This is a genomic window from Mesorhizobium sp. M1182, assembly GCF_040318335.1.
Classification (GTDB): Bacteria; Pseudomonadota; Alphaproteobacteria; order Rhizobiales; family Rhizobiaceae; genus Mesorhizobium.
This window is the reverse complement of the sequence record NZ_JAMYMD010000003.1, coordinates 180,371-206,944: the sequence shown is the minus strand read 5'-3', so window position 1 is coordinate 206,944 and position 26,574 is coordinate 180,371. Positions and strand designations below refer to the sequence as shown.

The following is a 26,574-nucleotide window of genomic DNA, read 5'->3' as shown; positions in this document are numbered from 1 at the left end:
TCATGGAGCGACGGTGATCCTGCCCTGCATGTGCGGGTGAAGCCCGCAGAAATAGGCATAGTCGCCCACTTTGGTGAAGGTGAAGGCGTATGTGTCACCGGTGTCAAGCGCCTTGGAGCGAAACGAGGCATCGTTGGCGACCACCAGATGCGGGATGTCGTCGTCATTCTCGAAGGTCACGGTAGTGCCCTGCTTTACCGTCAGCACCGCCGGCGTGAAGGCAAAGTTCTCGATCTTGACCATTGGCTGGCCTGCTGCGTTCAGTGGCATGGCAACCATTGTCAGGATCGCCGCCAAACCGAACGTGACAGGGGATACGACCAAGACGCGGGATGGGAAGCGGATCATCGCATTTCCCCTCAGGCCAGCGTGCTGTCGATGATGGCGAGGTCCTGCCCGCCTTGCGTGACTGTCACGCTGCTTGTGCCGAGCAGGCTGCGCAACTGGCCGGCAGGTACCGTCATCGGCCCGGGTGAGGCTGCGGTGCCCGGCGCCGGTTGCGGGAAAGCGGTCGAGCGCGCGGTATGAAAGGTAACGTTGCCTTCGACCTTCTGCATGATCTGGTGGATATGGCCGTTGAGTACGGTGACAGAGCCGAAGCGCTTGAGCAGGGCCAAGGCCTGCGCCGCGTCGTCGGTGCCCCAGCCCCATTCGGGATAAACAGCCCATAGCGGGATGTGGGCAAAGACGACGATTGGCGTCGAGGCGGTGACCGCCTTCAGATCATCGGCCAACCATGCCAACTGGTCGGCGCCGAGATTGCCCAGCCCGCCAGCCTTCAGGTTGACGACGTTGACCAGGCCGATGAAATGGACGCCGTTCTGGTCGAACGAATACCAGCCAGCGCCCTTGGTGCCCTTGCCGTAGCGGTCGAGATAGGCCTGGCCATTGCCGTCATCGATCAGGTCGTGCTCACCGGGCACATAATGCACGTCGAAGCCTGCGCCGCCGATGATCTGGGCAGCGTTGTCGAACTGCGCGACTTTCGACAAATGGGTGATGTCGCCGGTGTGGATCATGAAAGCGGGCTTTTGCGGCAACGCCTGGATCTTGCCGATGGCCTCCTTCAGCGTGTCGATGGCCTGCGGGTTGGCAGCCTTGTCGAAGCCGATGTGGCTGTCGGAGATCTGGAGGAAGGTGAAGCCGGTGGCCAAGGCCTCGGCGGCTTGCGACGCACCCAGCAGGCTGAGCGAAGCCGGCACGCCGGCCGAAATTGTCCACAGCACTCCCGTGCCGGCCCAGATCATGCATTCCAGTGCATGACGGCGGCTGATGCCGTCAGCTTCATTGTCGTGGTGGTGGATCATACCGGTCTCCTGCACGCCGGAAATGGCGTCTGTTTGGGAGACCAATGGGCGGGGTGGTTTATTCCGCCCGAAGACTAAAAGTTCATTCACACTGCCGTGATGGCGCACTGGCCCGATGCGAAGCCGGTGCTGGAAGGCACTGGCTCGACCACGCTCTGGCGATGTCTAGTCCGGCCAGCGCAGCGCTCCGGCGGACTGTTTGCGAGCGGGTTTCATCGCATCCGCGGGCCGATCGGCAGCACTCAACACCGCCCGCAGGCGTTCGGCAACGATCTCCGCCTCGCCGGGATGGAGATTGCACGGATCAAGGAAGCAGTGACCGCGCTCGACCTCGTGGTTGCGCACGATCACGGGCGGTGAACCCGCCGCAAGCGCCGAGGCGAGGCCGGCGGCGGTGAAGCGGCTTTCCGGCGCAACAAACACCTGCAGGCGGTCGAGAGGATTTCCGGTCGGATCTGGAATGATACGTGCCTCGATGCCAGGCAGGCCCTGCAATGCGGCTTGCCACAGATGCAGTGCGGCTTCTTCCCGCTGGCGAATGCCGGCATGGTCGCGCCGCTCCCAGGCTTCCAGGGCCGCCATAGTGCCGGCAATGCTCTCCTTGCCGACCTTCATGGCGCGCGCAACGCCCCGGTTCTGGAGATAGGCGGCCCGTACCAGATCCTTGCGGCCGGCAACGATGCCGCTTGTCGGCCCTGAGAGAAATTTGTGCCCGCTGTAGACAACAATGTCGGCGCCGCGCGCCAGAAAGCCACGCAAATCGTATTCCGAGGCGGCGTCGACGATCACCGGCACGCCCTTGGCGTGGCAAATCTCGCAGAACTCCTCAAGCGAGAGCATGCCGTATTGCACGGTGTGGTGCGCAACGACGTAGAGGGCTGCCGCAGTCCGGTCCCGGATCGCCTCGGCAACATGATAATCCTGGGTGACGCTGACCGTGCCGGCAGGCACTGCCTTGGCTCCGGCAAGCCGGATCGACTGGTCGATCGGCGCGCCGTAATTGACGATGTGACCAAGCTGAACGATGACCTCCGATTTGAGGCCCTCGGTGTCGTCCGGCAGCCGCTCGATCGCAAGAAGGCTGGTCCCGGTCATCGCGCCGGCAATCGCCATTGTTATGCCGCTGGCGCAGCATGCGGTGATGAAGCCGGCCTCGCCGCCGGTAAGGCGTGCAATCACCCTACTTGCGGCGCGCTGCAGATCGTCCATCTCGACCCATTGCGAGGCCATTTCCGACATTGCGGCAATCGCTTCTGGCACGATGATCGAAGCACCGAGTGCCGTCATCGTGCCGGAGACATTGATGATTGGGCGAAGGCCAAGCCGTTCGCGGATTGTCGTGTTGGAACGGTCAGCGGCATAGGTCGTCATCTCTGTAGATCCTGTTTAAGATTTCAGGCGGCGATCTCGACGACCGCCTCGATTTCAACTGTGATGTTGCCCGGCAGCGAGCCGACACCGATCGCGGAACGGGCATGTCCGCCAAGCGTATCAAAGACGGCCGCGAAAAGATCGGAACAGCCGTTCACCACCTTGGGGTGCTCGCTGAATGTCGGCGTCGCATTGACAAAGCCAAGCAGCTTGACGACGCGCACGATGCGGCCGAGGTCGCCGGCCGCCGCATGCATGACGGCGAGCAGGTTCAGGCCGGTCAGACGCGCATGCCCGTAGGCCTCTTCAACGCTGACATCCTCGCCGACCTTGCCGGTGCAGAGCGCGCCATCGGCGCGCAACGGCCCCTGGCCGGAGAGGAAGATCAGCCGTCCGCTCTCGGCATAGGTGACGAAGTTGGCGATGGGCTTCGGCGGCTCGGGCAGTGTCAGGCCCAATTCCGCGAGCCGGGTGTAAGGCGTCATAAAAGCTCCTTGCGACAGCTTTCGCCGTCCGATGTCAAAAATGCGAGGCGCGAAACCGCGCCAGAAAACTGCGAAGGCGTTCATTGTCGAACCCCGCCGCCAGAATCTCGGCGGGTGGTCCGACGGCACTGACGCCGCCATCCGCCATGAAAACGATGCGGCTCGATGCGTCGCGCGCAAAAGCCATTTCATGTGTGACCATCAGCATCGTCATGCCGTCTTCGGCGAGGCTGCGCACGACCTCGAGCACCTCGCCAACCAGTTCGGGGTCGAGCGCCGAGGTTATCTCGTCGAGAAGCAATATCTTCGGCTCCATCGCCACGGCGCGGGCGATGCCGACGCGCTGCTGCTGGCCGCCGGAAAGCTCGGCCGGCAGACTGTCGGCTTTGTGGGCGAGGCCTACGCGGCTGAGCCAGTGCTCGGCAATGGTGCGGGCCTCGGCATTGCTCTTGCCGCGCACCTTGCGCAGGCCAAGCATGATGTTGCCGGCCGCAGTCAAATGCGGAAACAGATTGAAGCTCTGGAACACCATTCCGGTCTCGGCTCGCATCGCCGCCAGGTCGCGCTCGCTGCGTCGCTGGCGTGTTCCCGTCTCGCGATAGCCGACTTCTTTGCCGTCGATACGGATCGAGCCGCTGTCGTAGCTCTCCAGGAAGTTGACGCAGCGCAGTAGCGTGGTCTTGCCGCTGCCGGAGGGGCCGATGATAGTCACGACCTCGCCGCGCGTCACTTGCAGGCTGACGGAGCGCAGGACCTCGACGGATCCAAAGGCTTTGGAAACCTCGGTGACATCGAGAAGTGCCGGATTCTGGTGCGAGGCGTTGGACATCGTGCTATTCCCGGATGAAGGAGAAACGCCGCTCCAGCCGCCGGCTGGCCAAGGAGAGGGCGTAGTTGACGGCGAAGTAGACGAGCGCACCGAGAATGTAGAGTGGCATCGCCTCATAGGTGCGGCCGATGACCTGGTTGATTGCCTGCATGAGGTCGGTGATGCCGAGCAACGAGACCAGCGCGCTGCCCTTCACCGCGTCGGTGACGCCATTGATCCAGGGTGGCAGGAAGCGCCTGAACGCCTGCGGAAAAATGACGTAGGCCAGCCGCTGGCGAAAGGTCAGTCCGATCGCCATCGCCGCCTCGGACTGACCCTTGGGAATCGAGCCGACGGCGCCCCTGAGATACTCGACGACTTGTGCGGTCTTGAAGAGGGTGAGGGCGAACACGGCCGCCCAAAAGGATTCCAGATGCAGCCCCACCGCGGGCAGGCCGTAATAGACGAAGAAGATCAGCACCAGGATCGGAATGCCGCGTATGGTGTCGCTGAAAATGCGCACTGCCCAGCGCAGCGGAAAAGGACCATAGACAAGGCCGACGCCCATCAGCACGCCGGCGATGAGCGATAACACCACGACCAGCAGCGACACCCACAAGGTTACGGCAAAGCCTTCGGCGAGGAACGGCAAGGCGTAGATGATCTGGCTCAGCATGTCAGCGCGCCGCCTTGAACCGGCGCTCGACGAGCCGCAGCGCGAAAAGCAGCGTGTAGCCGGTCAACAGGTACATTGCCGTCACCACCAGATAGACTTCGACAATGCGGAACGTGTTGAAGTTGATCCACTGGGCGCCATAGGTGAGTTCGGGTACCGAGATGACCGACGCCACGGACGTATCCTTGAAGAGCGATATGAATGTGTTGGAAAGCGCCGGCAGGGTTATGCGCAGCATCGTCGGCAGGCGCACATCGAGCAGCCTTTGCCATGGTGTCAGGCCGATTGCCTTGCCGGCGTCGAGCTGACCGCGCGGCACCGCCTCGAGCCCCGAGCGAAACACCTCGACCAGGTAGGCGCCGCTGTAGAGCGACAGCGTGGCAATGAATGAGGTTTGCGCGCTGTAGGCAATGTCGACCACCGTCGGCAAGCCGTAGAAGACCAGATAGACGAGCAGGATCAGCGGCACGTTGCGGATGAACTCGACATACCCCGCGATGATGGTCCGCACCGCACGTCCGGCCGACACGTACCAGACCGCCAGAACGAGCCCGATGACGATGCCGATCGCGATCGAGATGACGGCCAGTTCGAGGCTTAACAGCAGTCCGCCCCAGAGCTTGTCGAAATGCCGCCAGATAAGGTTGAAGTTGAGAGTATAACCCATGCGTCCTCGTCATGGAGGGCTGTGATGAGAGAAGGCGGAAGGACGTTGTCCTTCCGCCTGCTTGCATCAAATGACCGGGAAACCGGGATGGCGCGCCGGCGGCTCCTGTCCGAAATAATCCTTGAACGCAGCGTCGTAGAGTGCCGTTTCATGGCCGAACATGGCGATGGTGAAGGTCTGGTTGACGAAGGTCAGCCAGTCGAGGTCGCCCTGCCGCAGCGCGGCACCATAAAGCATCGAGAACCAGCTCTTGCCGGCATCGAAGTATTTGTCCGGATTGCGCGAGGCGAGCCAGCGCACCGTTGACAGGTCGACCGCGGCGGCGTCGACGCGCTTCGATTCCAGGGCCTGCAGCACGTTGGCCTGCGTGTCTATCTGCATCACCTGCGACTCCGGCAGGACGATATGCACGTTAGCCTCGGCATCGACATTTTGCAGGATGGAAATCCGCGTCGCCGAACCGCCGGCAAGCAGCTTGTCGAAGGTCTTGTTTTCGGCGTTCGGAAGGGTCAGCAAGGCGATGCCTTCGACGTAGTAGGGTCGGGAGAAGTGGATCAGCTGCGAGCGCTGGGCGGTCATGGTCATGAACTGGATGGTGATGTCGACCTTGTTGGTGGTCACGTTCGGAATGCGCTGAGCCGGATCCTGCATGACGAATTCCACTTTGGTCGGATCGTCGAAAAGCCCCTTGGCGAGAATGCGACCCATGGTGATGTCCATGCCCACCAGTTCGCCGGCGTCGTTCTCGAAATGCCAGGGCGCATTGGTACTGCCGGTGCCGACGATCACCTTGCCGCGCTCGAGGACGGTGCGCAGCAGGCTGTCCGGCGCTGCCTGGGCCGCCGCTTTCTGAACGTCGACCGCGGTAGCGGCGCTCATCACTCCGGCCGTTGCAAGCCCGGCCATTCCCAGTTTCAGAAATTCACGCCTTTTGGATGTGTCGTTCACGGCGACCTCCTTTCGTGTTGAGTTCCCCTTTGGACCAGCAGTACAGGCATCGGTTGCAACTGACATCATTGTCCCTTACAAGAGACGCCTGTACTCTGTACAAGACAGATTAACATCAGGGATCGATAATGCAAGAAGGTAATGCCTTGGCCGCTCGACCGGACGCCGGTCTGGACGAAGACAAGAACTCGGGTTCTCGGGAGAAGGGCCTCAACCGGGTCCTCCAGATTTTGGAGTTTCTTCACGCGACCCAGCGCGCGATCGGCATCGGCGATCTTGCCAAGGGGGTAAACGCGCCGCGTTCGACGACTTATACGCTTGTGCGCTCGCTGGTCGACGCAGGTCTGCTGGAAATGGCCGGAGACGGCAATCGGGTTTATTTCGGAAAGAAGCTCTATCTCTACGGAATGGACTATGTGCGGGGCAACGACCTGCTCAGGCGAGGGCGCCAGGAAGTCGACCATCTGTCACGCGAGACCGGCGAGACCTCGGAGTTGTGCATGCTGCAAAGCGGCCGCTACACCATCGTCCATTCAAGCCCGGGAACGAGGCCATTCCGGATCAGCTCGGCGACCGGTCTGCAAATACCGCTCCCCTGGACAGCTTCCGGGCGACTGCTCCTCGCCGGCTTCGACAGGGCAGCGATCGAGGATATGGTCTCCGAGGACGATCTCGTGCTGCCGGACGGCCGCAGATTGCAACTCGACGATTTCATAGACGACATCGCCGTCGCCAAGTCGGCCGGCTACTGCGTCACCTCCGGCCTTGTCGATGCCTACACGAAATGCCTGGCCGCGCCGGTCTTTTCAGCGCCGGGCAGGGTCGAGGCGACGATGTGCCTGGTGGTTCCGATCGATACCTCGACCGAAAAGACCGACGACCTGATAGCGTTGTTGCGCGAGCGCGCCGCACGGCTTTCGATCGCGGCATAACCGCTTTTCCAGCAAGCCGGCGCCGGCGTTCGTTCAAGCAATGGCGTTCGTTCAAGCAATAATGTCTGGAATGATCTTGTCTTCCAGCGCCATCAGCCTGTCCTTCAGGAAAAGCTTCTTTTTCTTCATGCGCTGGATTTGCAGCGGGTCGCAATTCATGGCGATCATCGCATTGATGGCCGCGTCGAAATCGGCGTGTTCCTGCTTCAGCCGGGAATATTCGAGGCGGATATCTGCCTGTTCCTGATCGGACATTTTTTACCGTCTGCACGTCTGCGGCGCCCAAACTATGGGCCTGATTGGGCGGGACCGGGCCTTCTTGCACCGGCGCGCAGCCCATATCACATTTCATATTGGCGTGGAATGCTACCACGCAGCATTCGACATCGGTGCGCGATGGTGGCACACTGTCATTATGCCGTCATAGAAGCGAGCCTGCGGTGGACGTGCCATGACGGCTGCAATCCGAGGAAACCATGAAAGGGAGAACCAATCATGTCTCTTGCATCCCATCTTGATGAGCTGCAGCGGAAACACGGCGACATCGAACGCGAAATCGATGATGCGATGACCCATCCATCGGTAGACGACCTCGAAATCGTGAATCTCAAGCGGCGCAAGCTGGCGCTCAAGGACGAGATTGAAAAACTGAAGGCGAAACCGACGACGCACTGAAGCCCTTCCAGGACTAGAAGCGCCGCCCGGCGCGCGATCTTTCCGGTGGCATCGCTATGCTGCCGGAAACGTTCGTGGATTTGCGGCAAGCTGCCGTCTTGTCATTTCCGATTTGCTGGGCCTGCGCGCCAGTCGCCATTGACAAGCCATCTTTGCTCCTCCACCTCATGCCCGGACCTTCAAGATTAAAGGCAGCCGGCATGACCGGATATTTTTCCTCACCCTTCCCACGCCGCAGGTCGGTCGGTGTCGATGTCGGCGGCGTGATGGTCGGCGGCGGCGCGCCGGTCGTCGTCCAGTCAATGACCAACACCGATACGGCCGATGTCGACCAGACGGTCGCGCAAGTGGCGGCGCTGCATCGTGCCGGCTCGGAGATCGTGCGCATAACCGTCGATCGCGACGAAAGCGCTGCGGCCGTACCGGCTATCCGCGAGCGGCTGGAACGGCTCGGCATCGACGTGCCGCTGGTCGGCGATTTCCATTATATCGGCCACAAGCTCCTGGCCGACCACCCGGCCTGTGCCGAGGCACTGGCCAAATACCGTATCAATCCCGGCAATGTCGGGTTCAAGGACAAGAAAGACCGGCAGTTCGCGGCGATCGTCGAGATGGCGATCAAATACGACAAACCGGTGCGCATCGGCGTCAATTGGGGTTCGCTTGACCAGGAGCTGCTGACCCGGCTGATGGACGACAACCAGGCCCAGGGCTTTCCGCTGACGGCGCAGGAAGTGACGCGCGAGGCAATCGTGCAATCGGCGATCCTGTCGGCCGGAATGGCCGAAGAGATCGGCCTTGCGCGCGAGAAAATCATCCTGTCGGCCAAGGTCAGCGGCGTGCAGGATCTGATCGCCGTCTACACCGAGCTTGCCACCCGTTCCGACCACGCGCTGCACCTCGGTCTGACGGAGGCCGGCATGGGCTCGAAAGGCATCGTCGCCTCGTCCGCGGCCATGGGCATCCTGCTCCAGCAAGGCATTGGCGACACCATCCGCATCTCGCTGACGCCGGAGCCGAACGGCGACCGCACACGCGAAGTGCAGGTGTCGCAAGAACTGCTGCAAACCATGGGCTTCCGGCAGTTCGTGCCGATCGTCGCTGCCTGCCCGGGCTGCGGCCGCACGACCTCGACCGTGTTCCAGGAGCTTGCCCAGAACATCCAGGCCGACCTGCGCAAGAACATGCCGGTGTGGCGCGAACAATATCCCGGCGTCGAGAACCTCAAGGTCGCGGTGATGGGTTGCATCGTCAACGGTCCGGGCGAATCCAAACATGCCGATATCGGCATTTCGCTGCCCGGCACCGGCGAGACACCGACCGCCCCGGTATTCGTCGACGGCAAGAAGGCGGCGACGCTGCGCGGCCCATCGATTGCCGCGGATTTCGAGAAGATGGTCGCCGACTACATCGAACGGCGGTTTGGGCAACACGGCAAAGCCGCGGCGGAGTAGTTCGATGCGGCGTTTGCTTGGGGCGACGCTGGTTGTCATTTGCGGGCTGGGCTGGGCGACAGCCGTCCAGGCCGATCCGCCGCGGCCCGCCAAGCAGAAGCTGATCGATCGAGTTTGCGATCTTATCGAGACGCATGCCGACCAGAACGGCCTGCCCCGGGATTTCTTTGCCCGGCTGATCTGGAAGGAAAGCCGTTTCGATCCCAATGCGGTCAGCCCCGTCGGCGCGGAGGGTATCGCCCAATTCATGCCGGGCACCGCCAAGATGCGCGGGCTCGCCAATTCCTTCGACATCGAACAGGCGATCCCGGCCTCGGCAAAATACCTTGCCGAAATGAAATCCGGTTTCGGCAATCTCGGCCTCGCCGCCGCAGCCTACAATGCCGGCGAGAGCCGGGTGACGCGCTGGCTGAATTCCGGCGGATTCCTCCCGTTGGAGACCGAAAGCTACGTCCTGGACGTCATGGGCGAGCCGGCCGACAAGTTCACCGATGCCGCGTACGCCGGCGTCATCCGGCCGCTCGACAAGAAGGCGAGTTTCGCTGCCGCTTGCCGCGAGCTGCCGGTGATCATGTCCAGAACCGTGCCGATGTCGTCGATCAACATCAAGCCGTGGGGCGTGCAGGTGGCCGGCAATTTTCGCCGCGCCGCGGCGCTCAACCAGTGGCTGAGAGTGAAAAGCCGGTTCCCGGCACTGCTTGCCGGCCACGATCCGGTGGTCAGCCGGGTCCGCACACCGATCGGCAGGCGCGGCATCTATGCCGTGCGGATCGGCGCCGATAGCAGAGCCAAGGCCGACACAATCTGCGACAAGCTGCAAAGCGTCGGCGGCGCCTGCATCGTGGTGCGCAACCGGTAAAGCCATATGTCGGTGCGTTTTGCGCCATTGCTGCCCATCTCGCTCCCCGTGGGCACTTCGTCCTCGATACGTGAATCATATTTTCGGTGAACCGTTAGGCAGGTCTTGCATCGTCGTCGATGCGGGGTAAGGTCCCCGCGATTTTTCGCGAAAGGGATCAGCATGGCCGGCTTCAAGACACTGGACGACATCGGCAATATCAGCGGCAAGCGTGTGCTGGTGCGTGTCGACCTCAACGTTCCCGTCGCCGAGGGCAAGGTCACCGACGCCACCCGCATCGAGCGCATTGCGCCGACCATTGCCGAGCTCTCCGGCAAGGGCGCCAAGGTCATCCTGCTTGCCCATTTCGGCCGGCCGAAGGATGGACCGGCGGCGGAATTCTCGCTCGAGCCGATCGCCAAGGCGACGGCGGAAGTGCTCGGCCGCCCGGTTGGCTTTGCCGCCGACTGCATCGGCGACAAGGCGGGAAATGCCATTGCTGCCATGAATAATGGCGACGTGCTGCTGCTCGAGAACACCCGCTTCCATAAGGGCGAGGAGCAGAACGATCCGGCCTTCACCGAAAAGCTCGCCGCCAACGGCGACATTTTCGTCAACGACGCCTTCTCCGCTGCGCACCGCGCCCACTCGTCGACGGAAGGGTTGGCGCATGTGCAGCCTTCCTTCGCCGGCCGCACCATGCAGGCCGAGCTCGACGCGTTGGAAAAGGGTCTTGGAAATCCCGTCCGTCCGGTTGTCGCCATCGTCGGCGGCGCCAAGGTCTCGACCAAGATCGACCTGTTGATGAACCTGGTGAAGAAGGTCGACGCGCTGGTCATCGGCGGCGGCATGGCCAACACGTTTCTCGCGGCACGCGGCACCGATGTCGGGAAATCCTTGTGCGAGCGTGATCTCGCGACCACCGCCAAGCAGATCATGATCGAGGCGGCCGAGGCCGGCTGCGCCATCATCCTGCCCGCCGACGGCGTTGTCGCCAGGGAGTTCAAGGCCGGCGCCGCCAGCGAGACCGTCGCCATAGCAGACGTGCCGGCCGACGGCATGATCCTCGACGTCGGCGCAAAGACCGTGAAAACCATTGCCGAATGGATCGACCGCGCCGCGACGCTGGTCTGGAACGGGCCGCTCGGCGCCTTCGAGATCGAGCCATTCGACCACGCAACGGTGGCGACGGCCAGGCACGCGGCAGCGCGCACCAAGGCCGGCAAACTGGTTTCCGTCGCCGGCGGCGGCGACACGGTAGCGGCACTCAACCATGCCGGCGTCGCCGACGATTTCACCTATGTCTCGACGGCCGGTGGCGCTTTCCTGGAATGGATGGAAGGCAAACCCTTGCCTGGCGTCGACGTGCTGAAGCGCTGAGATCGGCCGCAATAACAGCGCGAAAGAGGGCGCCCGCGACTTTCAATCGATTCGCGCTTACCCGGCGAAATTGTTCGACTTGAACCTGCGCTGCTCTGGTGGTCTGCTGGGCACGGATCAATTCTTTCAGGAGAAGCACGATGAGCGAACGTCTCGAGGACATTGCCGCCGCGATTGTGGCCAATGGCAAGGGCCTGCTGGCTGCCGACGAGAGCTCCGGCACCATCAAGAAGCGCTTCGACGTCATCGGCGTCGAGTCGACCGCCGACAGCCGCCGCGACTATCGCGAGATGATGTTCCGCGCCAGCGATGCAATGACCAAGTACATTTCCGGCGTCATCCTCTACGACGAGACCATTCACCAGAAGGCCGCCGACGGCACACCGCTGGTCGACATCATCAAGGCATCAGGCGCTATCCCCGGCATCAAGGTCGACGCCGGCGCCAAGCCGCTGGCCGGCTTTCCCGGCGACACCATCACCGAGGGCCTGGACGGCCTGCGCGAACGCCTTGCCGACTATTACAAGCTCGGCGCCCGCTTCGCCAAATGGCGCGCGGTGATCGACATCGATGTTGCCAAGGGCGTGCCTTCCGCCACCTCGATCGGCTCGAACGCCCATGCGCTGGCCCGTTACGCCGCGCTTTGCCAGGAGGCCGGCATCGTGCCGATCGTCGAGCCGGAGGTGCTGATGGACGGCGCCCACGACATCGACACCTGCTACGAGATCAGCAAGGCGACACTGACAAAGTTGTACACCGAGCTCTATGCGGCTCGCGTCGTGCTCGAAGGCACCATCCTGAAGCCGAACATGGTGCTGGCCGGCAAGAAATCAGGCAAGGTCAGCAGCCCCGACGAAGTCGCCGAGAAGACAATAAAACTGTTCCGCGAGACGGTGCCGGCCGCTATTGGAGGCATTGCCTTCCTTTCGGGCGGACAATCTGACGAGGAGGCGACCGCCAACCTCAACGCCATCAATGCCATTGGCCCGCATCCGTGGAAGCTGACCTTTTCCTACGGCCGCGCCTTGCAGGCCGCTCCGCAGAAGGCGTGGGGCGGCAAGGCGGCGAATGTCGCCGCCGCACAGGCTGCCTTCGCCCATCGCGCCCACATGAACCATCTGGCAGCGCTTGGACAATGGCAGCCGACCCTTGAGCAAGCCGCCTGACTGAATTCAGGTTGCGTTCCTCCGACCCGGGCCATGTGCCCGGGTTTGTTTGAAAGCAGCAAGGTCTGCAATTTCCTGCAACTGAAATGCAGCTCTGTGTCGGCATTCCTCGCTGCCGATCGTCCTCCGTGAAAAGAGGAGCAGACCTATGCCAAACAACAAGACCGTATCGCAGGAAAAATGGTTTCAGGCGCACAAGGCGCATCTGGCGCGCGAAAAGGAATTGACGCGCTTTCGCGACCGCGTCGCCGCCGAACGCCGCGAATTGCCGTGGCTGAAGATCCGCAAGGACTATGTCTTCGAGACCGAGCAAGGGCCAAAGAAACTGCCCGACCTGTTCGGCGGCAACAGCCAGCTGATCGTCTACCATTTCATGTTCGGGCCGGGCGCCGATTATCGCTGCGAAGGCTGCTCATTTCTTGCCGACCACATCGACGGCGCCAACCAGCATCTCAGGCATCACGATGTCTCACTTGTCGTGGTAGCGCGCGCGCCACTGGCTGAATTGCTGCCCTACAAGCAGCGCATGGGCTGGAAATTCGACTGGGTGTCGTCCTACGCCTCGGACTTCAACTTCGACATGCAGGTGTCATTCACCGACAAGCAGATCGCGGCCGGCGACACCACCTACAATTTCGAGCAGTGCGCGCTGAGATCGAAAGACCTTCCCGGCACCAGCGTGTTCTATCGCGACGAGAAAGGCGACATCTTCCTGACTTTTATCTCGCGCTCCAGAGGCGGCGATCCGCTGATCGGCGCCTATCACTATCTCGACCTGACGCCGAAGGGTCGCAACGAAACCGGTCCCCACCATAGCCTGGTGGACTGGGTGCGGCTGCACGACGAATATGCGGATACGCCCGAGATGCAGGACAGCTGCTGCCATTGACGACGGGCGGTCACCCAAGGTCTTTCGCCTTCGGCCCGACATGCGCTAAGTGCTGTTCGCTATGCCCTAAAAGGGACTTGCCATGCGGCGCTTTCCGACCCTTCTCACCTGGCTCGCCTTTCCGGTTTATGTCTGGCAAGGACTTGGCGTGCGTCGCCGCACCGCCCGCATGCTGCCGGCACAAGGTCCGGTCATGCACGAGATATCTGGCCTGGCGCCAGCAATCTCGGTTCTGGTGCTTGGCGATTCCTCCGCCGCCTCGGTCGGCATCGGCAATTCCGAAAACGGATTGGCCGCGCAACTGGCAGTTCTGATTGCGCAACGCACCGGCCGCACCGTGCGCTGGCGGGCGGCCGGCTTCAACTCGGCAACCTCTGGCCAGATCCGCGATCATGTGCTGCCCAATCTATCGGCCGATCCGTGGACGCATATCGTGCTGGCCGTCGGTACCAACGACACCAAGAATTTTCATTCGGTACCGCGCTTCAAGCGCGAGTTTGGTGGCCTGCTCTACGCGCTGCGCGCCAAATGGCCGGAAGCGCGCGTGGTGTGGTCGCCGGTGCTGGAGTTCACCCGGGCTCCGGCAATGCCGCCATTGCTCGGCAAGATCCTCGAAATCCGCGCCGTCGAGGTGAACCGGATGGGCGAGCGCCTTTGCCTCGAACGCGGCGCCATACCGGCGCCCCGGCTGCCGATCACGGATGCCGATGCCGGCTTCGCATCGGATGGATTTCACGCTTCGGAAGCCGGCTACCGAGCCTGGGCGGAACATCTGGTCAGCCTGGTGCTCGCCAACGAACCGGGCGTCGCGTAGCGGGCCGCCCGCACTAAAGCGCGTCGCATTCGATTGGCCTCATCCGACGCGCTTCAGGTTCTTGTTTTTATGCATGTCGTTGTCGCAAAACCGCTGCACACTTTTGCGCGACATGCATTACGTCCAGTGCCCGAGCACCGCCGTAATCGAAATCGCCGCCATCGCCAGCAGCGCCAGCTTCCAGAAATCGCTGCGCCGCTTCAGCCCGGGCCAGCCGAGCGGCTTGATGAGCTGGATGACCATCATGAAGATGATGACGAGCGCGAGAAGTTTCGACATGCAGCCTTTGATCAGCATCGCGGCTGGCTGTCAAAGCGGCTCCGGGATCGCCGGCTTCCACTGCGGCAAGCCTCTTTTCAGCACTGCCTTGTCACTTCGATGGATAAATCGGAACGCCGGTCATGAGAGCCGCACCCTCCTGACAGACTGCTGTCAGCAGGGGTGTGCGATAGTGCCTGCATCGAAAGAGAGGAGACCAGCCATGAACGGTATTACCATTCTGCGTAGCGTGCAGCACTATGTCGGCAAGATCCGGACGATCCGCAATGAGATCCGCACCCAGCGATTCATGAACACCCTGCCGGCGGACATCCGCAAGGATATTGGTTGGCCGGACATGTATGGCGACCGCCGCAATGGCGGCAATTGAGGCAAGCTTTCTGCGTGGCGTTTGGATGCGACCTGGCGACGAGCTGAAATGGGCATGCTGAAGCCTCCTGACAGTATGGTGTCAGGAGGCTCGTGCCATAGTGCGATGGCCGCCGGAGCCGGATGGCCGAGAGGACGATCGATGAAAAGCTGGAACGACAGGCTGAACACGCCTGGCATCAACGGCATAACACCGTCGCCACGCACCATCGGCGACGTCATCGAAGGCCAGCCGATGCTGGTTCCTACAGCTCGCCAGGTCCATGCATTCATCCGCTCCATCCCCGAAGGCATGGACATGAATGTCCGCGCTTTGCGCACCGCTCTCGCCATCGAGCACGGTGCCGAGATGACATGTCCGGTCACCATCGGCTATCATCTGCGCACCGTCGCCGAGGCCGCCAACGAGGATCTTGAGCGTGGTATGGCGCTGGGCGACGTTGCGCCGTTCTGGCGGGTGGTCGGCGCAAGCACGCCGACAACGAGTAAACTGTCCTTCGGCGCGGCCTTCGTCGCCGCGCAGCGCAAGCGCGAAGGGCTGGAACGATAGACGCCGAGGGACCATACGATGCGCCGCGCCGACAGGCTCTTCCAGATCGTGCAGCATCTGCGTGGTGGTCGTCTGGTCACCGCCCAGAAGCTGGGCACGTGGCTCGAGGTTTCCGAGCGGACGATCTATCGCGACATCGCCGATCTGCAGTCGACCGGCGTGCCGATCGACGGCGAGGCCGGTGTCGGCTACATGATGAGGGAGGGTTTCGACCTTCCGCCGCTGATGTTCACGCGTGACGAGATCGTCGCGCTGGTCGCCGGCGCCCGCATGGTGCGCGCCTTTGGCGGCGCGGCCATGGCGCGAGCCGCCGACGAGGCGCTGGTCAAGATAGGCGCCGTGTTGCCCGACGCCGAAAAGGACCGCATCGCCCGTACCGAGATCCACACGCCGATGTGGGTGGTAAGCGATGCCGCCCGCGAAGCCATCGACCTGATCGAGCGGTCCATCGAGAAACGTCAGGTGCTGACCATCGACTATTCGGATGAGGCCGGCCGCAGCACCGCGCGCGACATCCGCCCGCTCGGCCTGTGGTTCTGGGGCAAGGTGTGGACCTTGGTCGCCTGGTGTGAGATGCGCGGCGATTTCCGCGCCTTCCGCATCGACCGCATCGCCACGGTGGTCATCGCCGGCCGCACCTTCAAGCCGGAGCGCGGCAAGCAGCTCGCCGATTTCTATCGAGCGGTGGAGCGCAGCGAGGATTACGGCATAGCGCCGGACCGGGCGGCGCGAAGCTGACACGGAAGATCACAAAAAAGCCCGCTTGAAAGCGGGCTTTTTGTTTTGGATGCCAGACCTATTCCTCTTCGTCGGCGTCCTTGTCCTTCGACTTCAGCGCCGAAAGCTTGGCGAAGACGGCGTTGGCGTCAAGTTCGCGGTCCTCGTCCTTCGGCTTTTCGGGCGCTGGCACCAGCCGTTCGGTCAAGGCGGCCGGCAGCAGCGTATCGCCGACCGGCTGCGCCTGCTCGCGGCCGCGCGAGGCGCGGTTGATTTCCATATCGAGGTCGATCTGCGACGTCAGGCCGAGCGTCACCGGATCCATCGGCTGGAGATTGGCGGAGTTCCAGTGCTTTCTGTCGCGAATCTGGTCGATCGTCGACTTCGTTGTGCCGACAAGGCGGGCAATCTGCGCATCCTTGAGCTCGGGATGGTTGCGCACCAGCCAGAGGATGGCGTTGGGCCGATCCTGGCGCTTCGACAGCGGCGTGTAGCGCGGACCCTTGCGTTTGGATTCCGGCACCCGCACCTTGGGATCGGAGAGCTTCAGCCGGTGGTTCGAGTCCTTCTCCGCGCGCGCGATCTCGTCGCGAGTGAGCTGGCCGGTCATGATCGGGTCCATGCCCTTGATGCCTTGCGCCGACTCGCCGTCGGCGATAGCCTTGACCTCAAGCGGATGCAGTCCGCAGAACTGCGCGATCTGCTCGAAGGAAAGCGCTGTGTTGTCAACCAGCCAGACGGCGGTCGCCTTTGGCATCAGCAGCGTATTGGCCATTACAAAAATCCTTCTCGTTCGCCCGCGTTCCCGCGCGGGCGGTGGTTTAGAGCCACCAAAATGGGAAAATCGCGGTCTATATAACCGCTCGCTCGCCGTTTCGCAATGTTTTTGGCAGGCGCGCGTCAAGGACGGCACGGCAGCGCGACCAGCAGACCGCGAAGGGTCGGCAGATGACGCCATGCAGTCGAAACCTTCAAAAAGACAAAGCCCGCCAGACCAAGGTCGGGCGGGCTCGGAACCGGCGACGGAAATCCGTCTGCTGCGGCTCTGGCTTCTAAAGCTTGATCCCGAACCGCGGCTCGGCGTTGCCGAAAAGCGGCGCCTGGTCTTCGAGCGGGATCGTGCTCGAGATCACAGCCCTTTGCGGGCGATTCTCTCGATGTCGCCGCGGTTGATGCCGAGGTCGTTGAGCTGACGAGCATTCAGCCGGTTCAGTTCGCGCACGGTTTCGTTGTACATGCGCCAGTTACGGAAAGCGCGGATCGGGTTCATGATAGTCCTCCATCGTTTTGATGCCGCGTAAATAGGCATCGGCGATGAAAAATTGAACAGACGCTTTTGCATGGCCGCAATGCGTTTGTTGCATTGCACCATTAAGCTTTCGTTCAGCCTGTTTGCGGGCCGTCAGGCGACATCGAGCACAATCTTGCCGATGTGCTCACCCTCCTCCATCCGCTCATGCGCCCGCCACGCTTCCTTGAGCGGGAAGATCGTATCCATCACCGGCGCAACCTTGCGCGTGCCGAGCAGCGGCCAAACCTGCGCCTCGAGCGCAGCCGCAACTGCCGCCTTGAACTCCACGGTGCGTGGCCTGAGCAGCGATCCTGTGTGCACGAGCCGCTTGGCCATGATCTTGAAGAAATCGGCGCTCGCCACTGCCCCGCCCTGCGTCGCGATCTGGACGATGCGGCCTTCCATGGCTGCAGCCTCATAGTTTCGCGCCACATAGTCGCCGCCGACCATGTCGAGGATGACATTGGCACCCTTGCCGCCGGTTGCCTCCTTGACTGCGGCGACGAAGTCCTCCTCGCGATAGTTGATCGCCCGGTCGGCGCCGAGCTTGAGGCAGGCGTCGCATTTCTCCTTGCTGCCGGCGGTGGTGACGACATAGGCGCCGAAAGCGGCAGCAAGCTGGATCGCCGTGGTGCCGATACCCGACGAGCCGCCATGCACGAGCAGTGTCTCGCCGCTCTTCAGGCCGCCGCGCTCGAAGACATTGTGCCAAACAGTGAAGTAGTTTTCCGGCAGCGCCGCCGCTTCGGTGTAGGTAAAGCCGGCGGGCAGCGGCAGCACGCTGCCGGCGTGCACTCTGACATATTCGGCATAGCCGCCGCCCGCCGTCAGCGCACAGACCCGGTCGCCGACGCGCCAGCGCGATATCTCGTCACCAAGGGCAGCTACTTCGCCTGCCGCCTCCAGCCCCGGCAGATCCGACGCTCCCGGCGGTGGCGGATAGGCGCCCTTGCGCTGTTGCACGTCCGGCCGGTTGACGCCGGCGGCCCGCACCCGGATCAGGATCTCGCCGGAACCGGGAACCGGTACGTCGCGGGTTTCCGGTTTCAGCACTCGCGGCCCGCCCGGTTCCGATATGGCGATCGCCATCATCTTCGCCGGAATTTTCTGTGCGTTCGCCATGAATTTTCCCGTCGTGCTCCGCCGGTTTCTCGTGCCAGCTCTTGCCCGCCATTTGCATCCATACCCTTGCCCTATGTATGCTCATTGGCAAATCAGGCAAATGGGCAATCACGGAGGAGCGACGATGGCGATCTTCGACGACGAACCCAAGAAGAAAGCGCGCCCGCACGAGATCGGGCAGGATCTGTCGCTGCTTTCTGTCGATGAATTGTCCGAACGGATCGGCATCCTGCGCGACGAGATCGCCCGGCTGGAAGCCGAGCTCAAGACCAAGGGCTCGACCAAGTCGGCGGCAGAGGCGCTGTTTCGCCGCGGGTAGTTACTGCGGGCAATTCCAAAAGCTCGGGCACGCCGCCGAAAAGCCCGAATGCCGCTGTCTCCAGACTTGTGCCCTAAACCCCAGCCGGATTGAAAAATGTTCGCAAGCTACAGACCGATCCTCTCGCTGCTGCGCGGCACCGCGTTCCTGTTGGCGGCATCTGGACTGCACGGTCTGCTATTGCCGCTGCGCGGCCAGGTGGAGGGCTTCTCGACGGCATCGCTCGGCCTGATGGGCACGGCTTGGGCCGGCGGCTTCGTCACCGGCTGCTTCTTTGCGCCACGCATCGTGCGCCGCGCCGGTCATGTCAGGGCTTTCGGCGCCTTTGCCGCATCGGGAGCGATCGTCGCACTGCTCACCGGCCTGATCATCGACGAATATACCTGGATCCTGCTGCGCGCCTTCACCGGCTTCACCATGGCCGGCGCCTTCATGGTCATCGAAAGCTGGCTCAACGAGAAGGCCACCAACGAAAACCGCGGCACCGTCTTCGGCCTCTACATGATGGTCACCTATGCCTCGATCATGGGCGGTCAGATGATCGTTGCCGGCGGCGATGTGAGATCGGCGTCGCTGTTCATGATCACCGGCATTCTGTTCTGCCTGTCGCTGATCCCGACAGCGGTCTCGACGGCGTCTCACCCCAAGCCGCTGCAGGACGTGTCGCTTGACGTCAAGGGGCTCTACGTCAATTCGCCGGTGTCGGCGATCGCTTGCGTGCTGATCGGCATCGCCAACGGCGCCTGGGGTACACTTGGTGCCGTCTATGGAGCGCGCATCGGCATCTCGACAGCCGAGATCGCGCTGATGATGAGCCTCGTGGTCATCGCCGGCGCCGCCATGCAGCTTCCGGCCGGGCGGCTCTCCGACATGACGGACCGTCGTTTCGTGTTGGCGGGCGCGGCCTGCGGCGCTGCGCTGTTTGCCATCGCCATCTTCCTGTTCGAACCGCGCTCCGGCGTCTTCGTCATCGTCTGCACAGCCGCCTACGGCGCCTTCGCCTACACGCTCTATTCGATCGCGGTGGCGCATGCCAATGACCATGCGCGATCGGAGGACTTCGTCAAAGTGTCGGGCGGCCTGCTGCTGCTTTATGGCTTCGGCACGATGATCGGTCCGCTGGTGGCCGCCGGCCTGATGGGCTGGATGCGCCCTGAGGGGCTGTTCCTGGCCACTGCGCTCGCGCATCTCAGTCTGGCTGGCTATACGCTGCTGCGCATCAGCCGTCGCGCGCCGGTGCCGATCGAAGGCCGCGATGCCTTCAAGACCCAGCCGGCCGATCGTTCGGTGACGCCGGAAGCGTTGCGGCTCGACCCGCGCAGAAAAGCTGAAGCCGACAGTTGAGATTCGAGGCGCTTTGCCCCACAAATAAGGCATGATGCTTTCCGACGCCTTCATGGCGATTGCCGATCCCAACCGGCGCCATCTCTTGGAAGAGCTCCGGCGCGGACCGAAGACCGTCAACGAATTGGCATCCGGCTTGCCGGTGTCCCGCCCGGCCGTTTCGCAGCACCTGAAGGTGCTGCTTGATGCGGGGTTGGTCAACGCCAAGCCGGAAGGCACCAGGCGCGTCTATACGGTCAGCAATGCCGGCTTCCTGAAGCTCAACATCTGGCTTGACCAGTTCTGGGATGCGGAGCAGCTCGGTTCACCCGGAAGCTGAGAGGCATCGTCAGCGCGTCGAGCAACTATGCAGCATCGAGCCTAGAGCAATTCCAGGAAAAGTGTGAAACGGTTTTCCGTCCGGAATTGCGCAAAAACAAAGAGATAGAGCGGTTCGGCGTTTCCGTGAAACGATAAACCACTCTAGCCATTGTTGTAGGGGAAGAGCTTGAAATACGGCTGTGCTTCCTCGATCACACGGGCAACCGAGGGGCGTTGCAGCAATCGGTCGTGATAGCGCCTGACCGCAGGATATTCGTCTCCGAACGGCTCGACCTTGTTGGCGTAGAACAGCGCGGGGGCGGCAGCGCAGTCGGCCATGGTGAAGCTCGCACCCACCGTCCATGTCCTCGACCGCATGTCCTGTTCAATGATGGCGTAGGAGCTGCGCAGCTGGGCGCGGGCCTGCTCGACGCCGAACGGATCGGTCTTGCCCTCCGGCCGCAGCCGGTCGCCAACGATCTTCTGCATCGGTTCCTGGACGTAGAAGTCATAGAAGCGGTCGGCGAGCCGGGTCTGGCGAGCGAGATCGAGATCGGCGGGGATCAGTTCGACCGGCCCAGGATAATACGCGTTGAGATATTCGATGACGATCGTCGATTCCGGCACGGTCCGGTCAAGCGCTTCATCGCGCAGCACCGGCATCTTGCCGAGCGGCCACAATTTCAGAAACGCCGCCCGCGATTGTTCATTGCCGAGATCGACAACGACGGATGTGAATGGCGTGCCGTTCTCATAGAGCGCGATCAGCGGCTTCCAGCAGAAGGAGGCCAGTGGATGAAGGTGCATAATCAGGGACATTTTTGCTCCTATCTTTGGTGCTTCGTCTCGCGGGCATCCGGTGTCAAGGTTCGGCCCGCTGCTACGTGGCCCGGCTGTGGGCGACGATCGCATCGATGATCGCGGCCCAGTCGTCGGGATGCAGCTCGTGGCCGCCGCCCTCGATCCGGAGCAACCTTGCACCGGCGACCGCGTCGGCAAGAGCGGCGCCATGCTCGACTGGAAAGATGGGATCGTCGGTGCCGTGGATAACGAGGAGCGGGATTTTCATGTTGCGCAGCCGACCCGTCCAGTGCTCGCCGCTCCCATCTTCGCCACTCTTGAGCATGAAATGATTGGTCGCACTTAGAAAACCGCCGGACCGGTCATAATCCTGTTCGACGAAAGCCCGTGTTCGCTGCTCGTCGAAAGAGTGCGCCGCACCGGTGAGCGCATGCGCGTCCTTGACGATGAAATCGACCACTTGGCCCCGGTCCGCCCAGTCGACCTTGGCGCCTTCAGCCGAGTGGTTCCTATAGGCCTCGGTGGTTCCGGGCAGATGCGAAGTATCGATGCCCAGGGGCGAGCTGCTGATCACCGTCAGCGAAGTGACACGCGCCGGGTATTTCAACGCAACAAGCTGCGCGATCATGCCGCCCATCGACATGCCGACCACGTGCGCCTTTCGGATTCCATGGTCGTCAAGGACGCGGATAGCATCGTCCGCCATGTCGTCAAATGTATAAGGCGGCTCGCCCGGCGCGTACTTGGTCGAACGGCCGGTATCGCGATTGTCATAGCGGATCACGAAGCGACCCTCGCCGGCCAGCTTCCGGCAAAACGCTTCGGGCCACCAAAGCATGGAAGCCATCGCGCCCATGATCAACAACACCGCAGGATGGGCCGGATCGCCGAACGTCTGGGATGCGATTTCGGGGTGTTCGGCGTTTTTCATGGCTTTCCTCCCTGGGCTTCCAATCCGATTGCATTTTGCAATCAGTTGTACGATATTAAAACCGATACGATAATGCAACCGGTTTTGGAGATTCGCATGAACATCGATCGTCGGTCCGGATGCCCCATCAACCTGTCGCTCGAAGTGTTCGGTGACCGGTGGAGCCTGATCATCCTTCGCGACATCATCTTCGGCGGCAGACGCCACTTTCGCGAACTGCTCAACGGCTCGGTGGAGGGCATCGCCTCCAACATCCTCGCCGACCGGCTGAAGAGGCTGAAGGAGCTCGGCATGCTGACCAAGGCGGACGATCCCTCCCATAAGCAAAAAGCGATCTACAGCCTGACCGAAATGGCGATTACGCTGGTGCCGATCCTGGCGCATCTCGGCGCCTGGGGTCGCGTCTGGCTGCCGGTCAGCGAAGAGCTCTCTATCCGTGCCGAGCTTCTGGAAAAAGCCGGCCCGCCGATGTGGGACAAGTTCATGAACGAGTTGCGCCACGAGCATCTGGGTGCGTCTCCCGCCCCATCTGGACCCACCGTCCGCGAGACTTTGCAGGCCGGATACGATGCGGTCGTCGCCCGCAAGGCGGAGCGCGTCGGCTGCGACCCGGCGCCATGACCAACTTATTTTCCCAATTGCGGGCTGGCTCTGCTATCAAGGGACTGAAGATAATTTACGGATTGGATAACGCTCTTGGTCGAGAACTCTAAGGACACTGCCCGTGCGCGGGCCGATTTGCGTTTCAAGAAACAGGAAGAGGCAGCCACGGTTCGCCAGAAGGCGATGGCGGAATATGTCGCCGAGAGCGACGCTCGCCAGGCCAAGACCAACAAGCTGCGGGCGCTGCGCCTCGCCAAGGAAGCGGAAGACCTGGCCAATGCGCCTCCGGCCCCGGTGAAGAAGCCTCGGGCCAAGAAGAAATAGGCCGGCGCTCCCAGAATCCATGCTTCCTTTCGCACGCGAAACAGTTCACTCGGAGTCTGTTCTGCCGGTTGATAACTGGCGCGTTCAGGAGACGGCCATGACCGCACTGACGCTCGACAAAGCCCTTGAAATCATCGCCGCCGCCGTTGCCAAGGGTGCCTAGCTCAAGCTCAGGCCGCTTGGCGTCTCGGTGCTCGACGCCGGCGCCTATCTGGTCGCGTTCCAGCGTCAGGACGGCGTCTCGTTCGTGCGTCCGCAAATGTCGGCCGGCAAGGCCTATGGCGCGCTCGCTATCGGCATGGGCTCGCGCCGGGTGGAAGCTTTCGCCAAGGAGCGCCCGCATCTGATCGCCGGCGTCTCCGACGTGTCGGGCGCGCGGCGTGCTGATCCGCGACAACGCCGGCACGATCATCGGCGCCGTCGGTATTTCCGGCGACACGTTCGACAATGATGAAACGGCAGCCATCGCCGGCTCGAGGCGGCTGGCTTCACCGCTGACCCGGGCTGAGCCGGGATCCTTAATTCATATTGATGTCGCGGGTGGCCGACCGCATCGACACCGAAAAGCCGGCCAGCACGTCGATCAGCGCTATGACCATCAGTGTGAAGAAGACGGAATGGGCGGCGCCCTTCACCAGCAGGAACTCGACCAGATAGGCCACAAAGACGAAGGTCGACAAAAGATGGTCCATGATCGAGGCACTTGTCGTGCGCGTCGACTTCACCACTTCTACGAACAAGAAGATCAGTGCGATCAGCACGATGAGGTCGCCGAGGGTCATCGAGAACACGCCACCCGACATCATCCGGACCGAAAACATTTCGGTGGCCCACGGATCGTCGCCGCTGCCGAATATTCCCAGAAGCCCAAGATTGTAGAGGATGAAAGGCACGATCAGCAGCGGGATGGCACCGAACATGTGGCGGCTCCGGTTGGACTGATCTTTGTAGAGTGCGCCCGGCGTTCGCCGTCAAGAATTTTCGTGCGGCCGATAAACACGGACAAAGACGGCGTGAAACAACAATGTCAGGCCCGGCTGATACGATCAGTTGCCGCAAACGCAAAAAGACCGGCCAATGGCCGGTCGTTTCGCAACCCAATAAACCGTCGAAAGCTCTATCAGCTTTCCTTCGGCTCCAGAACCTGGCGACCGCGATACATGCCGGTCTTCAGGTCGATATGGTGCGGACGGCGCATCTCGCCGGAGTTCTTGTCCTCGACATAGGTCGGGGCCTTCAGTGCGTCGGCAGAACGGCGCATGCCGCGCTTCGACGGAGAGGTTTTTCGTTTCGGAACGGCCATGGATATGCTCCACTACATGGTCAAAACGCCCCGGCGGCCCTCGTGAAAGGGCCACATCAGGGGCCGGAATCTGAGAAAGTCGGGTGCCTATACACGCCCGACGGCGTTTTGGCCAGCGTCGCCGTGTTTTTTTTTGACACTATCGCAGGCAACCGACATAGGCGCCGGCGCGGCCGGCGCGCCGTTCGATCAACGCGGCAAGCCGCCTCAGTCCCGGCCCGGGCTTCGCCGGATTGCGCACGATCGGATTCGGCAAGGTGACGGCAAGCAGCGCTGCCTGCCGGCGCGACAGCTGTTTTGCCGAGACGCCGAAATGATGCTGGGCGGCGGCCTCGATACCGTAGATGCCCGGTCCCCATTCGGCGATGTTGAGGTAGATCTCCATGATCCGCCGTTTCGACAGCACCGCATCGAAATAGACGGCCAGCGGCAGTTCCACGACCTTACGGACCGAGCCCAACGGCCGCGACCATAGATAAAGATTCTTTACCGTCTGCATGGTGATGGTCGAGGCGCCACGTGTCATCTCGCCGGCGAGCGCATCGTCGACGACGCCGCGCAACTCGCCCAGATCGACGCCGCGATGGAAACAGAACTGCCCGTCCTCCGACATGATGACCGAATATGCCAGCACCGGCGCCACATCGTCGATGGAAACCCAGCGCCGATCGTAGCCAGAAAACGTCGCCAGGTCCTTCAGCATCAATGTCGACACCGGATGCACGAATGTCGGCAGGTACAGGAAGGTCAGCACCACCGGCACCAGCGCCAGCACGACGGCGACGGCGATGCCGCGCCGGACCCAGCGTTGAAGACCGATGCGGCTGCCGCGTCTCGGTCTCGCCATGTCCAACCCTTCGGTTTCGTGATCGACGATCGGTTCCGCCAAGCCACCCAGTCCGCGCTACTCCCTGCCCCCGGCATAATGGCGCTTGGCTTCTTGCGCAACGTCTGAGTGTCGGCTACCGCTCCCGACCATGACGAAAGACGACCAAATGGCGTTCGAAGCTGCACTTATTGCCCGGGCAGTTCCGCTCGAGGCGCTGCTGAGGCGGTTGCTCGACGGACGGACGCTTTCGGGCGAGGTCGCGCGGCCCGAACGCCTGATGGCGGCAATGCGACATGGCGTGCTGAACGGCGGCAAACGACTGCGTCCCTTCCTGGTCATGGAAAGTGCTGCACTGTTTTCAGCCGACGGCGAGGCGGCGCTGCGCGTCGCGGCGGCGCTCGAATGCGTGCACTGCTATTCGCTCATCCATGACGATCTGCCGGCCATGGACGACGATGATTTGCGCCGCGGCCAGCCGACCGTGCACAGGGCTTTCGATGAGGCAACCGCCATTCTTGCGGGCGACGCCTTGCTGACACTTGCCTTCGACATCCTTGCCGACGAGGCGACAATGCTGCCGGCCGAGCGCAGGGCAACGCTGGTGCTGGCACTGGCCCGCGCCGCCGGGGCGGGAAGCATGGTCGGCGGCCAGATGCTCGATCTCGAAGCCGAACAAAGCCGGCCGGACGAGGCCGGCATCATCCGGCTTCAGGCGATGAAAACCGGTGCGCTGATCCGCTTTGCCTGCGAAGCGGGCGCTATCCTTGCCGGCGCGCCGTCGGGCGACCGCGAGAGGCTGGCCGAGTTCGGCTCGGCGATCGGGCTTGCCTTTCAGCTTGCCGACGATCTGCTCGACCTGACCGCCGACGCGCATCAGATGGGCAAGGCGACCGGCAAGGATGCCGCGGCCGGCAAGGCGACGCTGGTCGCGCTGCACGGACCGGACTGGGCGCGGGGCCAGCTCCATGGCCTCGTTGACCAGGCTCATGCGTTGCTCGAACCTTTTGGCGAGCAAGCTGCGCTTCTGAAACAAGCGGCGCAGTTCGTAGCGGCCCGCAACAATTAAGCGCGCCCCTATGGCG

General features: G+C 62.4%; 35 protein-coding genes and 1 pseudogene. 18 read left to right on the top strand and 18 right to left on the bottom strand.

The window, feature by feature from the left end:
* The 8 genes from NKH33_RS05970 to NKH33_RS05935 all read right to left on the bottom strand — a co-directional run bounded on the left by NKH33_RS05970 (window position 1) and on the right by NKH33_RS05935 (window position 6,262).
* Window positions 1–348: a cupredoxin domain-containing protein gene (locus NKH33_RS05970; RefSeq protein WP_352918459.1), complete on the bottom strand. Its 348-nt coding sequence runs from the start codon at window positions 346–348 to the stop codon at window positions 1–3.
* An 11-nt stretch (window positions 349–359) separates the two neighbouring features.
* A complete protein-coding gene (locus tag NKH33_RS05965; RefSeq protein ID WP_502906725.1) occupies window positions 360–1,307 on the bottom strand; it encodes a metallophosphoesterase family protein in 948 nt (315 codons plus the stop codon).
* Window positions 1,308–1,472: 165 nt separating this feature from the next.
* Window positions 1,473–2,678: an aminotransferase class V-fold PLP-dependent enzyme gene (locus NKH33_RS05960; RefSeq protein WP_352918458.1), complete on the bottom strand. Its 1,206-nt coding sequence runs from the start codon at window positions 2,676–2,678 to the stop codon at window positions 1,473–1,475.
* A 23-nt stretch (window positions 2,679–2,701) separates the two neighbouring features.
* Window positions 2,702–3,163, bottom strand: a complete 462-nt coding sequence (locus tag NKH33_RS05955; RefSeq protein WP_352817731.1) for a RidA family protein — start codon at window positions 3,161–3,163, stop codon at window positions 2,702–2,704.
* 34 nt (window positions 3,164–3,197) lie between these two features.
* Window positions 3,198–3,992, bottom strand: a complete 795-nt coding sequence (locus NKH33_RS05950) for an amino acid ABC transporter ATP-binding protein (RefSeq protein WP_352767659.1) — start codon at window positions 3,990–3,992, stop codon at window positions 3,198–3,200.
* 4 nt (window positions 3,993–3,996) lie between these two features.
* Window positions 3,997–4,647, bottom strand: a complete 651-nt coding sequence (locus NKH33_RS05945) for an amino acid ABC transporter permease (protein ID WP_352589866.1) — start codon at window positions 4,645–4,647, stop codon at window positions 3,997–3,999.
* Window position 4,648: 1 nt separating this feature from the next.
* Entirely contained in the window at window positions 4,649–5,314 is a 666-nt protein-coding gene (locus tag NKH33_RS05940) for an amino acid ABC transporter permease (protein WP_023678477.1), read from the bottom strand.
* A gap of 66 nt (window positions 5,315–5,380) precedes the next feature.
* Window positions 5,381–6,262, bottom strand: coding sequence for a transporter substrate-binding protein (locus tag NKH33_RS05935; protein WP_031212143.1), 882 nt, complete (start codon window positions 6,260–6,262; stop codon window positions 5,381–5,383).
* A gap of 146 nt (window positions 6,263–6,408) precedes the next feature.
* On the opposite strand from NKH33_RS05935, the gene NKH33_RS05930 reads away from it, so the two are divergent.
* Window positions 6,409–7,194, top strand: coding sequence for an IclR family transcriptional regulator (locus NKH33_RS05930; RefSeq protein ID WP_352918456.1), 786 nt, complete (start codon window positions 6,409–6,411; stop codon window positions 7,192–7,194).
* 51 nt (window positions 7,195–7,245) lie between these two features.
* On the opposite strand, the gene NKH33_RS05925 is transcribed toward NKH33_RS05930, so the two are convergent.
* On the bottom strand, window positions 7,246–7,449 hold the full coding sequence (locus NKH33_RS05925) for a YdcH family protein (RefSeq protein WP_023678480.1): 204 nt from the start codon (window positions 7,447–7,449) through the stop codon (window positions 7,246–7,248).
* A gap of 240 nt (window positions 7,450–7,689) precedes the next feature.
* Here NKH33_RS05925 and NKH33_RS05920 point away from each other — a divergent pair, with 240 nt between their 5' ends.
* The 7 genes from NKH33_RS05920 to NKH33_RS05890 all read left to right on the top strand — a co-directional run bounded on the left by NKH33_RS05920 (window position 7,690) and on the right by NKH33_RS05890 (window position 14,410).
* Complete coding sequence (locus tag NKH33_RS05920; protein ID WP_023678481.1) at window positions 7,690–7,869, top strand: YdcH family protein; 180 nt, start codon at window positions 7,690–7,692, stop codon at window positions 7,867–7,869.
* A 200-nt stretch (window positions 7,870–8,069) separates the two neighbouring features.
* Complete coding sequence (gene ispG, locus NKH33_RS05915; RefSeq protein WP_352817738.1) at window positions 8,070–9,323, top strand: flavodoxin-dependent (E)-4-hydroxy-3-methylbut-2-enyl-diphosphate synthase; 1,254 nt, start codon at window positions 8,070–8,072, stop codon at window positions 9,321–9,323.
* Between the two features lie 4 nt (window positions 9,324–9,327).
* Window positions 9,328–10,182, top strand: a complete 855-nt coding sequence (locus NKH33_RS05910; RefSeq protein WP_352817740.1) for a transglycosylase SLT domain-containing protein — start codon at window positions 9,328–9,330, stop codon at window positions 10,180–10,182.
* A gap of 162 nt (window positions 10,183–10,344) precedes the next feature.
* Window positions 10,345–11,541 (top strand): phosphoglycerate kinase, encoded by a 1,197-nt coding sequence (locus NKH33_RS05905; protein WP_352471156.1) that lies wholly within the window; start codon window positions 10,345–10,347, stop codon window positions 11,539–11,541.
* Between the two features lie 140 nt (window positions 11,542–11,681).
* Window positions 11,682–12,707: a class I fructose-bisphosphate aldolase gene (locus NKH33_RS05900; RefSeq protein ID WP_352540260.1), complete on the top strand. Its 1,026-nt coding sequence runs from the start codon at window positions 11,682–11,684 to the stop codon at window positions 12,705–12,707.
* 148 nt (window positions 12,708–12,855) lie between these two features.
* Entirely contained in the window at window positions 12,856–13,596 is a 741-nt protein-coding gene (locus tag NKH33_RS05895) for a DUF899 domain-containing protein (protein WP_352767666.1), read from the top strand.
* An 82-nt stretch (window positions 13,597–13,678) separates the two neighbouring features.
* Window positions 13,679–14,410, top strand: coding sequence for an SGNH/GDSL hydrolase family protein (locus tag NKH33_RS05890; protein WP_352767667.1), 732 nt, complete (start codon window positions 13,679–13,681; stop codon window positions 14,408–14,410).
* Window positions 14,411–14,527: 117 nt separating this feature from the next.
* On the opposite strand, the gene NKH33_RS05885 is transcribed toward NKH33_RS05890, so the two are convergent.
* A complete protein-coding gene (locus NKH33_RS05885) occupies window positions 14,528–14,689 on the bottom strand; it encodes a hypothetical protein (protein ID WP_352540257.1) in 162 nt (53 codons plus the stop codon).
* Between the two features lie 202 nt (window positions 14,690–14,891).
* Here NKH33_RS05885 and NKH33_RS05880 point away from each other — a divergent pair, with 202 nt between their 5' ends.
* The 3 genes from NKH33_RS05880 to NKH33_RS05870 all read left to right on the top strand — a co-directional run bounded on the left by NKH33_RS05880 (window position 14,892) and on the right by NKH33_RS05870 (window position 16,346).
* The gene (locus tag NKH33_RS05880) at window positions 14,892–15,059 is read left to right on the top strand and encodes a hypothetical protein (protein ID WP_023678489.1); all 168 of its coding nucleotides are present in this window, start codon (window positions 14,892–14,894) and stop codon (window positions 15,057–15,059) included.
* A 141-nt stretch (window positions 15,060–15,200) separates the two neighbouring features.
* Window positions 15,201–15,608, top strand: coding sequence for a hypothetical protein (locus tag NKH33_RS05875; RefSeq protein ID WP_352918454.1), 408 nt, complete (start codon window positions 15,201–15,203; stop codon window positions 15,606–15,608).
* A gap of 18 nt (window positions 15,609–15,626) precedes the next feature.
* Window positions 15,627–16,346 carry a helix-turn-helix transcriptional regulator gene (locus NKH33_RS05870; RefSeq protein WP_352918453.1) on the top strand — a complete coding sequence of 240 codons (720 nt, stop codon included), beginning with the start codon at window positions 15,627–15,629 and terminating at the stop codon, window positions 16,344–16,346.
* Window positions 16,347–16,404: 58 nt separating this feature from the next.
* Here the strand turns inward: NKH33_RS05870 and NKH33_RS05865 are convergent, their stop codons facing one another.
* The 3 genes from NKH33_RS05865 to NKH33_RS05855 form a co-directional block, all read right to left on the bottom strand.
* Window positions 16,405–17,100: a DUF1013 domain-containing protein gene (locus NKH33_RS05865; RefSeq protein ID WP_352471151.1), complete on the bottom strand. Its 696-nt coding sequence runs from the start codon at window positions 17,098–17,100 to the stop codon at window positions 16,405–16,407.
* Between the two features lie 354 nt (window positions 17,101–17,454).
* Window positions 17,455–17,595, bottom strand: coding sequence for a DUF1127 domain-containing protein (locus tag NKH33_RS05860; protein WP_023678493.1), 141 nt, complete (start codon window positions 17,593–17,595; stop codon window positions 17,455–17,457).
* A gap of 132 nt (window positions 17,596–17,727) precedes the next feature.
* On the bottom strand, window positions 17,728–18,738 hold the full coding sequence (locus NKH33_RS05855) for an NAD(P)H-quinone oxidoreductase (protein WP_352471150.1): 1,011 nt from the start codon (window positions 18,736–18,738) through the stop codon (window positions 17,728–17,730).
* A 124-nt stretch (window positions 18,739–18,862) separates the two neighbouring features.
* Between NKH33_RS05855 and NKH33_RS05850 the strand changes: the two genes are divergently transcribed.
* From NKH33_RS05850 to NKH33_RS05840, 3 genes are all read left to right on the top strand, one after another.
* Window positions 18,863–19,057 carry a DUF1192 domain-containing protein gene (locus NKH33_RS05850; RefSeq protein ID WP_023678495.1) on the top strand — a complete coding sequence of 65 codons (195 nt, stop codon included), beginning with the start codon at window positions 18,863–18,865 and terminating at the stop codon, window positions 19,055–19,057.
* Window positions 19,058–19,153: 96 nt separating this feature from the next.
* The gene (locus NKH33_RS05845; RefSeq protein WP_352471149.1) at window positions 19,154–20,401 is read left to right on the top strand and encodes an MFS transporter; all 1,248 of its coding nucleotides are present in this window, start codon (window positions 19,154–19,156) and stop codon (window positions 20,399–20,401) included.
* A gap of 31 nt (window positions 20,402–20,432) precedes the next feature.
* Window positions 20,433–20,720 (top strand): ArsR/SmtB family transcription factor, encoded by a 288-nt coding sequence (locus NKH33_RS05840; protein WP_023678497.1) that lies wholly within the window; start codon window positions 20,433–20,435, stop codon window positions 20,718–20,720.
* 143 nt (window positions 20,721–20,863) lie between these two features.
* Here NKH33_RS05840 and NKH33_RS05835 read toward each other — a convergent pair whose 3' ends face one another.
* Together NKH33_RS05835 and NKH33_RS05830 are read right to left on the bottom strand one after the other, a co-directional pair.
* Window positions 20,864–21,520 (bottom strand): glutathione S-transferase family protein, encoded by a 657-nt coding sequence (locus tag NKH33_RS05835; RefSeq protein ID WP_352771901.1) that lies wholly within the window; start codon window positions 21,518–21,520, stop codon window positions 20,864–20,866.
* A gap of 61 nt (window positions 21,521–21,581) precedes the next feature.
* Window positions 21,582–22,433: an alpha/beta fold hydrolase gene (locus NKH33_RS05830; RefSeq protein ID WP_352471302.1), complete on the bottom strand. Its 852-nt coding sequence runs from the start codon at window positions 22,431–22,433 to the stop codon at window positions 21,582–21,584.
* A 96-nt stretch (window positions 22,434–22,529) separates the two neighbouring features.
* Here NKH33_RS05830 and NKH33_RS05825 point away from each other — a divergent pair, with 96 nt between their 5' ends.
* The 3 genes and pseudogenes from NKH33_RS05825 (at window position 22,530) to NKH33_RS05815 (ending at window position 23,868) form a co-directional block, all read left to right on the top strand.
* Window positions 22,530–23,054 carry a winged helix-turn-helix transcriptional regulator gene (locus NKH33_RS05825; RefSeq protein WP_352918451.1) on the top strand — a complete coding sequence of 175 codons (525 nt, stop codon included), beginning with the start codon at window positions 22,530–22,532 and terminating at the stop codon, window positions 23,052–23,054.
* Between the two features lie 75 nt (window positions 23,055–23,129).
* A complete protein-coding gene (locus tag NKH33_RS05820; RefSeq protein WP_023678501.1) occupies window positions 23,130–23,360 on the top strand; it encodes a hypothetical protein in 231 nt (76 codons plus the stop codon).
* A gap of 97 nt (window positions 23,361–23,457) precedes the next feature.
* Window positions 23,458–23,868, top strand: a pseudogene (locus tag NKH33_RS05815) (GlcG/HbpS family heme-binding protein).
* A 10-nt stretch (window positions 23,869–23,878) separates the two neighbouring features.
* Here NKH33_RS05815 and NKH33_RS05810 read toward each other — a convergent pair.
* From NKH33_RS05810 to NKH33_RS05800, 3 genes are all read right to left on the bottom strand, one after another.
* Window positions 23,879–24,280: a hypothetical protein gene (locus NKH33_RS05810; RefSeq protein ID WP_352500775.1), complete on the bottom strand. Its 402-nt coding sequence runs from the start codon at window positions 24,278–24,280 to the stop codon at window positions 23,879–23,881.
* Window positions 24,281–24,480: 200 nt separating this feature from the next.
* Entirely contained in the window at window positions 24,481–24,663 is a 183-nt protein-coding gene (gene rpmF / locus NKH33_RS05805; RefSeq protein WP_006203806.1) for a 50S ribosomal protein L32, read from the bottom strand.
* Between the two features lie 139 nt (window positions 24,664–24,802).
* Window positions 24,803–25,561, bottom strand: coding sequence for a biosynthetic peptidoglycan transglycosylase (locus NKH33_RS05800; protein WP_031212144.1), 759 nt, complete (start codon window positions 25,559–25,561; stop codon window positions 24,803–24,805).
* A gap of 79 nt (window positions 25,562–25,640) precedes the next feature.
* Here NKH33_RS05800 and NKH33_RS05795 point away from each other — a divergent pair, with 79 nt between their 5' ends.
* Window positions 25,641–26,558 (top strand): polyprenyl synthetase family protein, encoded by a 918-nt coding sequence (locus NKH33_RS05795; protein WP_352457948.1) that lies wholly within the window; start codon window positions 25,641–25,643, stop codon window positions 26,556–26,558.
* The last annotated feature ends 16 nt before the right edge of the window (window positions 26,559–26,574 follow it).